This window comes from uncultured Brevundimonas sp., from assembly GCF_947305955.1.
GTDB lineage: Bacteria > Pseudomonadota > Alphaproteobacteria > Caulobacterales > Caulobacteraceae > Brevundimonas.
The window spans coordinates 1-7517 of record NZ_CAMZFB010000076.1; the positions used below are offsets into that span (position 1 = coordinate 1).

General features: G+C 63.3%; 6 protein-coding genes. 2 read left to right on the plus strand and 4 right to left on the minus strand.

What is annotated here, in order from left to right; genetic code table 11:
* Positions 1-998: carbon-nitrogen hydrolase family protein (locus Q0Y42_RS13615; RefSeq protein ID WP_297804812.1), on the plus strand; the 998-nt coding region annotated here is incomplete at its 5' end.
* Between the two features lie 10 nt (positions 999-1008).
* Here the strand turns inward: Q0Y42_RS13615 and Q0Y42_RS13620 are convergent.
* From Q0Y42_RS13620 to Q0Y42_RS13635, 4 genes are all read right to left on the minus strand, one after another.
* Positions 1009-2028: an NAD-dependent epimerase gene (locus tag Q0Y42_RS13620; RefSeq protein WP_297804815.1), complete on the minus strand. Its 1020-nt coding sequence runs from the start codon at positions 2026-2028 to the stop codon at positions 1009-1011.
* A 38-nt stretch (positions 2029-2066) separates the two neighbouring features.
* Positions 2067-2750 carry a methyltransferase domain-containing protein gene (locus Q0Y42_RS13625; protein ID WP_297804817.1) on the minus strand — a complete coding sequence of 228 codons (684 nt, stop codon included), beginning with the start codon at positions 2748-2750 and terminating at the stop codon, positions 2067-2069.
* Between the two features lie 45 nt (positions 2751-2795).
* The gene (locus Q0Y42_RS13630; protein ID WP_297804820.1) at positions 2796-4673 is read right to left on the minus strand and encodes a M28 family peptidase; all 1878 of its coding nucleotides are present in this window, start codon (positions 4671-4673) and stop codon (positions 2796-2798) included.
* A 120-nt stretch (positions 4674-4793) separates the two neighbouring features.
* Positions 4794-7028 carry a TonB-dependent receptor gene (locus Q0Y42_RS13635; protein WP_297804823.1) on the minus strand — a complete coding sequence of 745 codons (2235 nt, stop codon included), beginning with the start codon at positions 7026-7028 and terminating at the stop codon, positions 4794-4796.
* Positions 7029-7353: 325 nt separating this feature from the next.
* Here Q0Y42_RS13635 and Q0Y42_RS13640 point away from each other — a divergent pair, with 325 nt between their 5' ends.
* On the plus strand, positions 7354-7515 hold the full coding sequence (locus tag Q0Y42_RS13640) for a hypothetical protein (RefSeq protein ID WP_297804826.1): 162 nt from the start codon (positions 7354-7356) through the stop codon (positions 7513-7515).
* Positions 7516-7517 lie beyond the last annotated feature (2 nt).

Consider the following 7517-nt stretch of genomic DNA (forward strand, 5'->3'; position numbering starts at 1 on the left):
TAGGGGTGCTGAGCGGCTATCTGCCGACCGACAAACAGTCGATGGGCCACGCCTCGCACATGGTCTGGCGCAATCCTTATTTCGTCGAGGACACCGGACGCGGGGCCGCCTTTACGACCAAGGAGGCCGTGCGCGTCGCCACCGTCCAGCTACAGATGCGCAAGGTCGAGAGCTTTGACGAATACATGTCCAACATCGAATATTTCGTCGATGTGGTGTCTGACTACCGCGCGGACTTTGTCGTCTTCCCCGAGCTGTTCACCCTCCAGCTTTTGTCGCTGGAGCCGAAGAAGCTGACGCCGGTGGAATCCATCGAGCACCTGACCCGCTATACGCCGCGCTTTGTCGAGGCCATGCGCCAGCTGGCGGTCAGCTATAACGTCAACATCATCGGCGGCTCGCACCCGACGCGGACCGATGACGGCGACATCCAGAACGTCGCCTATGTCTTCCTGCGCGATGGTTCGGTGCACGAGCAGGAAAAGCTGCACCCGACCCCGAACGAGCGCCATTGGTGGAACATCAAGGGCGGGGATCGCGTCCATGCCATCCCGACCGATTGCGGGCCGATCGGGGTGATGATCTGCTATGATTCCGAGTTCCCCGAGATTGCCCGCCGGATGGTGGACGAGGGGGCGCGCATCCTGTTCGTGCCTTTCTGCACCGACAACCGGCAGGGCTATCTGCGGGTGCGCTATTGCGGTCAGGCCAGGGCCATCGAGAACCAGTGCTATGTCGTGCTGTCCGGCAATGTCGGCAACCTGCCCAATGTCGAGAACATGGACATCCAGTACGCCCAGTCCTGTATCCTGACGCCGTGCGACTTCCCCTTTGCCCGTGACGGCATCGCCGCAGAGGCGACCGAGAACGTCGAGACGGTGACGGTGGCTGACCTTGATCTGTCCGATCTGGCCTGGGCGCGGGCGCAGGGGACAGTGAAGAACCTGCGTGACCGTCGCTTCGACCTCTACAAGACGGTCTGGACCGACGGGGGCTAAGTTCGGCCGATCAGTTCTCGCGGTAGAAGTTGCAGTACCAGTCCACGAACCGGCCCACGCCCTCCTCAACCCGCGTCGAGGGGGCGTAGCCGAGGGCGGCCACGGTGGCCGAGACATCGGCCTCGGTGTGGGCGACATCGCCGTCCTGCATGGGCATGAGGTTCAGTCTGGCCTTGCGGCCCAGCTTGTCTTCCAGCACCTCGATATAGCGCATGAGCGGCACGGGCTGGCCTGCGCCCAGATTGAGAATGCGCCACGGGGCCACGCCGCTGGTCGCCGGATCGGGATGGCTGGCGTCCCATGCGGGGTTGATGGTGGCGGGCTGGTCCAGAGCGGCGATAATGCCGGTGACGATGTCGTCGATATAGGTGAAGTCGCGGCTCATCCGCCCTTCGCCATAAACGTCGATCGGCTCGTCTTTCAGTATGGCGCGGGTGAATCTGAACAGCGCCATATCGGGCCGGCCCCACGGACCATAGACGGTGAAGAACCGCAGTCCCGTCATCGGAATACCGAACAGGTGGGAATAGGCGTGGGCCATGCCCTCATTGGCCAGCTTGGTCGCGGCATAGAGGGTGAGCGGATGGTTGGCCCCGTCCGACGGGGCGAAGGGCCGCTTGCCATTGGCCCCATAGGCCGAGCTGGTCGAGGCATAGACGAGGTGGTCACACCCCAGATCCCGCGCCGCCTCCAAAATCGACAGGAAGCCGGTGACGTTCGACGACACATAGGTCTCGGGCGCTTCGAGGCTGTAGCGGACACCGGCCTGTGCGCCCAGATGGACGATCCGGCGCGGCGCATGTTGTGCGAACACCCGATCCACACCGCTCCGATCGGTCAGATCGAGGGTGTGGTGGACATAGGACGGATGGGCAAGCAGTTGATCCAGCCGCGCCTGTTTCAGCGCCGGATCATAATAGCTGTTCAGATTGTCGATCCCGATTACCGTCTCGCCCCGCGCCAACAGACGCTGGGCGGTGTGAAAGCCGATGAAGCCGGCCGATCCGGTGACGAGGACAGGGTTCGACATGGGCCGACACTAACGCTGCAATCGCGCGGGCGATAGCGTCAACGCCCCCGCACCGCGATCAGGGACTTGGTCAGGGGGCCGACCTTTTCGTCATGGTGCACGGCGTCGGGATAGAGGAAGCGGAACTGGGCCTTGTCCAGCAGGCGGGCGTGCTGGACATCGCGCATGGCCGCGCCAATGTCGGGGGCCTTTTGCGAAAAGCCATGGGCGCGACGCATCAGGGCGCGGGCGCGCGACTGCTCGCTGCGCCAGTGGAAGAACAGGCTGGAGAAATGCGGCTCTACCGGAAAGCCGAAGTTCGGTGTCTGGACGTAGTAGCGCGGGGCCAGGCGGCGGCATTCGGCGGCAAAGGCCTCCATCCGCACCCAGTCGCCGACATGCTCGATCACCGAGTTGGAGTGGACCAGATCGAAACTGTTGTCGGCATATTGCGGCAGGTGGGTCGCATCGTCATCCACCACGGTGAACAGGTCTTCGGCCCACACATCGTCCACCCCGCCCGGATTGACGAGGGTGATATGGACCCCGCATTCGGCCAGAAGCTCGCGGTCGAACAGATGCCAATAGTTGGCCTCGCCGCCCAGATCGATGATGCGGCACTGACCGCGCTCGGCATGGATGGCGCGGATCAGTTCGACCACGCGGCGGCTGCGGGCACGTCGAAAGCGCGACACCAGCGAGTTGGGGTCACTGTTGTCCTGTAGGGCGTGGATGAGCTTCATGACCGCTCAATCGCAGAACGGCGCTACTATAAGCTTAAAGCTTGGCTATTTCGTCGCGTGGATGACCGTCTTGGTTGCGGGCTCGGCCAGTTGCGATCCTGCGCTGAGGCCCACGGCGGCCAACAGGCAGGTCGCCCCGATCACCGTCAGCCAGTGATCTCCCCGCGCCGGAACCAGCGGGCGCAGGAACATCAGCGTCAGGAAACCGATAAAGCCCAGTGCCCCCGGCACGGAAATCCCCAGCGCCGAAAAGACGAAATGGCCATAGCCCATCAGCCATGCGCCGCCGATGATGGTGGCGATGGCGGGAGCGATAAGCCCGCGCAGCTCGCTGAGCGACGGCGACAGCCATGCGCTGATGGCCATGGCGACAGAGGCGAGCAGCAGAGGCCAGACGATGATCAGGGCGACGGGCGGCGCATAGCGTTGCAGCGCGCACCCTAAAATAAAGGCCAGCGCCAGAGTGCCGATCCACCCGCCCCACAGGCTGCGCGACGCCGCGCCCGGCCACAGGGACAGTACGGCGGCCACGGCACCCGCACCGATATAGACCGGACCGGCCTTGCCGATGATGGCGACGACAAGTGTTACCAGAGCAAAGCCGTAACCCAGCACCCGACGGTGCGCGGCCCGACCACCCGACAACAGGACAAAAGTGAGGGCCAGCACCACCAGCGCGGTCGCAGCCTCCATCCACGGCAGGCGGTGTAGCAGGGTGTAATAGGTCTCGCCCCTGAAGCTCAGCGGCCCCGCCAGCATACGCACGCCGTGCGACAGGATCAGGCTGGCGGCGATGAACCACACCCCGTCCAGCATGCCCTGCACGACCTGCATCGGTCGAAGCGCCGTGACGTTGCGCGCGCGATAGATCGCGAAGGCAAGGCCCACCAGCGACAGGGCCAGCAGGACCCAGCCGACGACGGGCGGGTGAACCAGCAGGATGCGGCCAAAGACGTCGGCATAGACCTGTGACGGGCCGCTGGCGGGCAGAGCATCGGCACCCATCAGTCGCGTGGCCATCTCCAGCGTCTGCGATCCCATGTGCTGGACCGAGCCGATATCCAGCTTTTCAGGGACGGACTCGGGCGAATGGTATTGATAGGCGCGGTCGAGGAAGGCGAGGTTGATGCCCTGAATCCCCATCTCGCGCGGGATGGTGAAGTCCGTCCCGTTCGGCATCCTGTCGTAAAGATAGGACCCGATGGAGGTGCTGGTCACGCCGCCGTCGGCGGCCAGCGCGAGGGGCGAAAAGGCACCGATGGTGGGACCATCGCCCTTGCCCGTTTCGAACATGTGGACACGGCCGCCGCCGCCGCGTGCCTCCAGATTGATGATGAAACCCGATGCCTTGGCCAGTTCATGCTCGGCGAAGAAGATACGAGCGCCTTCCAGACCGATCTCTTCGCCGTCGGTCAGCAGGACGATCAGGGTGCGGTCCTTGGCCTGACGGGCGCCGAGGGCGCGCACGGTTTCCAGAATGACGGCCACGCCGGTGGAATCGTCGCCGGCCCCCGGTGAATGGACGGTGGTGTCATAGTGGGCCATCAGCATCAGCGGCGGCAGATCGGGGCGTGCGCCTTGTCGGATGCCGATCAGGTTGGTGGCCTTGTAGCCGACGCTCGCGGCATCGCCGCCCTCGCGCTTCAGACGCTGGACAGCCTTGATGGTCAGATCGCCGGTCTGCTCCGACACCTCGAAGCCGAGGTCGGCGAGACGTCCGGCCAGATACTCTCTGACGCGGATATGTTCGGCTGTTCCGAGCGGGTGGGGGGCTTTGGAAATCTCGCGGATGTCCACCATGGCGCGGTGGGCCGAAAAGGCTTCGGCAGGCGCATCCACGGGTCTTGGCGACGGCGTCTGCAACGTCAGGGCCGCAAGGCCGAACATCAGAGCCAAACAGCCCAGCAGAATGGACAGACGCATCCTTACCCCTCCCTCAAAAGGCAGGGGCTATTGGCTATCAACATGCGGCCGATAGCAAGAGGGCGGCCAAGGCATTCGCCCTGACCGCCCTTTCGGTACGCTTACTACGCTCCAATCAGATTAGAAGCGCTTCGAGACCTCGATGCCATACATACGCGGCTCGTTGACGAAGACGGTCAGGTTGTTGAAGTCGATGGCACCGATGATGTGGTCTTCATCGGTGATGTTGCGGACGTAACCGGCGACTTCGACGTCGCGGTTCAGGTCACGCCAGCCAGCGCGCAGGCCACCCTCGATCTGGGTGCCGTACATGTATTCCTTCGACTCGTAGAGGAACAGGTTGGTGTTCTTCTTCATCACCCAGTCGGTCGCAGCGAACAGTTCCTGATCGGTGCCGATCGGACGGACGTACGACAGGGTGAAGTTGGCGGTGTATTCCGGAGCGTTCGGGAACGGGTTGCCGTCGATGGCAGCGCGGTCCGTGCCGTTCACGTTCACCAGCGGATCAGTGATGGTGCACAGGTGGTTGCCGCAGATGGCGACCAGCAGGTCCTTGTCCTTGATCTCGGTGGCGTTCCAGGCAAAGCCACCGGCGAAGGTGAAGCCAGCGCCCAGATAGACGTCGCCGTCGATCTCGATACCCTTGCCTTCGCCCTTCTTGGCGTTCAGCAGGCGGTTCGAGTTGTCGATGCCGCCGATGGCGGTGAACTGCATGTCGTCCACTTCATAGAAGTAGGCGGTCGCGTTCAGGCGGGCGCGGCCATCCCACAGGCGGGCCTTGAAACCGGCCTCGTAGGACATGGCGGTTTCAGAGTCTGCGGTGGTCAGAACCGGCAGGTTGCGGCCCTGGATCGACGGACCACGGTAGCCGTGGGCGATACGGGCGAACAGGTTCCAGTTCGAGTTCACTTCGTACAGGGCGCTGATGTCCCACGACACTTGCTCGTCCGAGACAGCGATAGCGCCGGTGCCCGGGGTGCCGATGGTGATCTGGCCGTTATAGGTGCGCTCGTCTTCGGTGTAGCGCAGGCCGCCGGTGATCTTCAGGGCTTCGGTCAGCTGGTAGTTGGCTTGACCGAAGACCGACCACGACTCAGCCTTCTGGATGATGTCGGTTTGCTTGGTCGGGATCAGGCCGCCGGTGCCGTTGTAGGTGTTCGACACCAGGTTGAAGCGGTCATTGAAGGCGAAGGCGCCAACCTGCCAGTTCAGGCGGTTGTTGCCGTTCGAGGCCAGACGCAGTTCGAAGGTGTTCTGGACCAGATCCGAGTGATCGGTGCCGCTTTCCGAGTTGAACGGGGTGCCGTAGGGTTTGCCAGCGCCAGCTGCACCGGCCACGCCGCCGTCGATGTCGCCATCGCCCATCGACTCGCCTTGGTACGAACCGATGACACCGGTCAGGGTCACTTCACCGAAGTCGTAGGCGACTTGCAGCGACTGGGACTGGGTGTTCTGCTTTTGGAAGTTGTTACGGCCGCCGTCGTAATAGACGGTGTCGCGGTCGTAGTTGGCGTTCAGCTTGTTCGAACCCTTGGTCAGGGCGTTGGCGCGGTTCAGCGTACCGGTACCGGCATAGTCGCGGAACTGGACGGTGCCCAGAACCGACAGGCGCTCGTTCGGGGTCCAGGCCAGGTGACCGCGGATGGCGCGATCTTCGAAATTGCCCAGCTCGTCGCCGTTCGGGTTGGCGAACTCGGCATCATAGGCGTTGTTCACCCAGTCGTCGCGGTGGTTCCACAGGCCGGCGATGCGCAGCGAAACGGTGTCGTTGACCGGAACGGTCACGCCGGTTTCAGCGCGGATCGAGCCATAGTTACCGGCAGCGATACGGCCGAAGCCCTCGAACTCCGAACCCGGCTTGACGGTGTCGACCTTGACCACGCCAGCGGGGGTGTTGCGGCCGAAAAGGGTGCCTTGCGGACCGCGCAGGACTTCCATCTGCTGGACGTCGAACAGCGGGAAGCCCTTCAGGTAGACGCTTTCCAGAACCACGTCGTCCATCACGACCGACACCGGCTGCGAGGCGGTGAAGTCGAAGTCCACGTTGCCGTAGCCGCGGATGTAGAAGCGCGGGGCGTAGCGGCCGTTCGAGCTTTCGACCTGCAGGCTGGGCACGCGGCCAGCCAGAGCCAGAATGTCGGCACCGCCGGCGTTCACAGCCGCCAGGGTTTCGATGTTCATCGCGGTGACGGCGAACGGCACGTCACGGATGCTTTCGCTGCGGCGCTGGGCGGTGACGACGATGTCGCCAACCGAAGCGGTTTCTTCTGCGGCGGTGGACTGGGCGAAGGCCGGGCTGGCGATAGCAATCGCGAGTGCGCTGGCCGACAGGGCGAGGGAGGAAAGACGCTTCATTCTGGATCCCCTTGGAATGATGGCGCGGCCTCTAATCCTTCTGTTGTCTGGAAGCCAGAGCATAAAAACTTGCGTTTGGTGAAGCTTTAGTGACAGCGACACAGTGGGGAAGATTCATGCCTCAAATGCCCGCAGTTCGGGCATTTTGGGGATATGTGCCGCAGAACTGCCATATTTTTTGGGCTGTTCTCCTCAGCATTGCGGACTGCGGCCAAAAGGTCGGAGTTCACGTTTCCCTCAGTCATGTGTCAGGTTGACCCTGTCGGGCCCCCCCTATCAGGGAATGACCTGCGCGCTTGCGGGATATCCGCATCAGGTTTTGGAAATGACCCAGTTTACGCCTTCCCGTCGCCGTCTCTTGCAGTGGGGGGCGTCTGCTCCTGTTTTGGCGGCGCTGGGGGCCTGCGCGCACGGCGGTGTGGTTGGCGCGGCCAAGGCGACGGCCAAGCTGAGGCTGCTGGCCATTTCGGATTTGCACTCTTCCTAGAC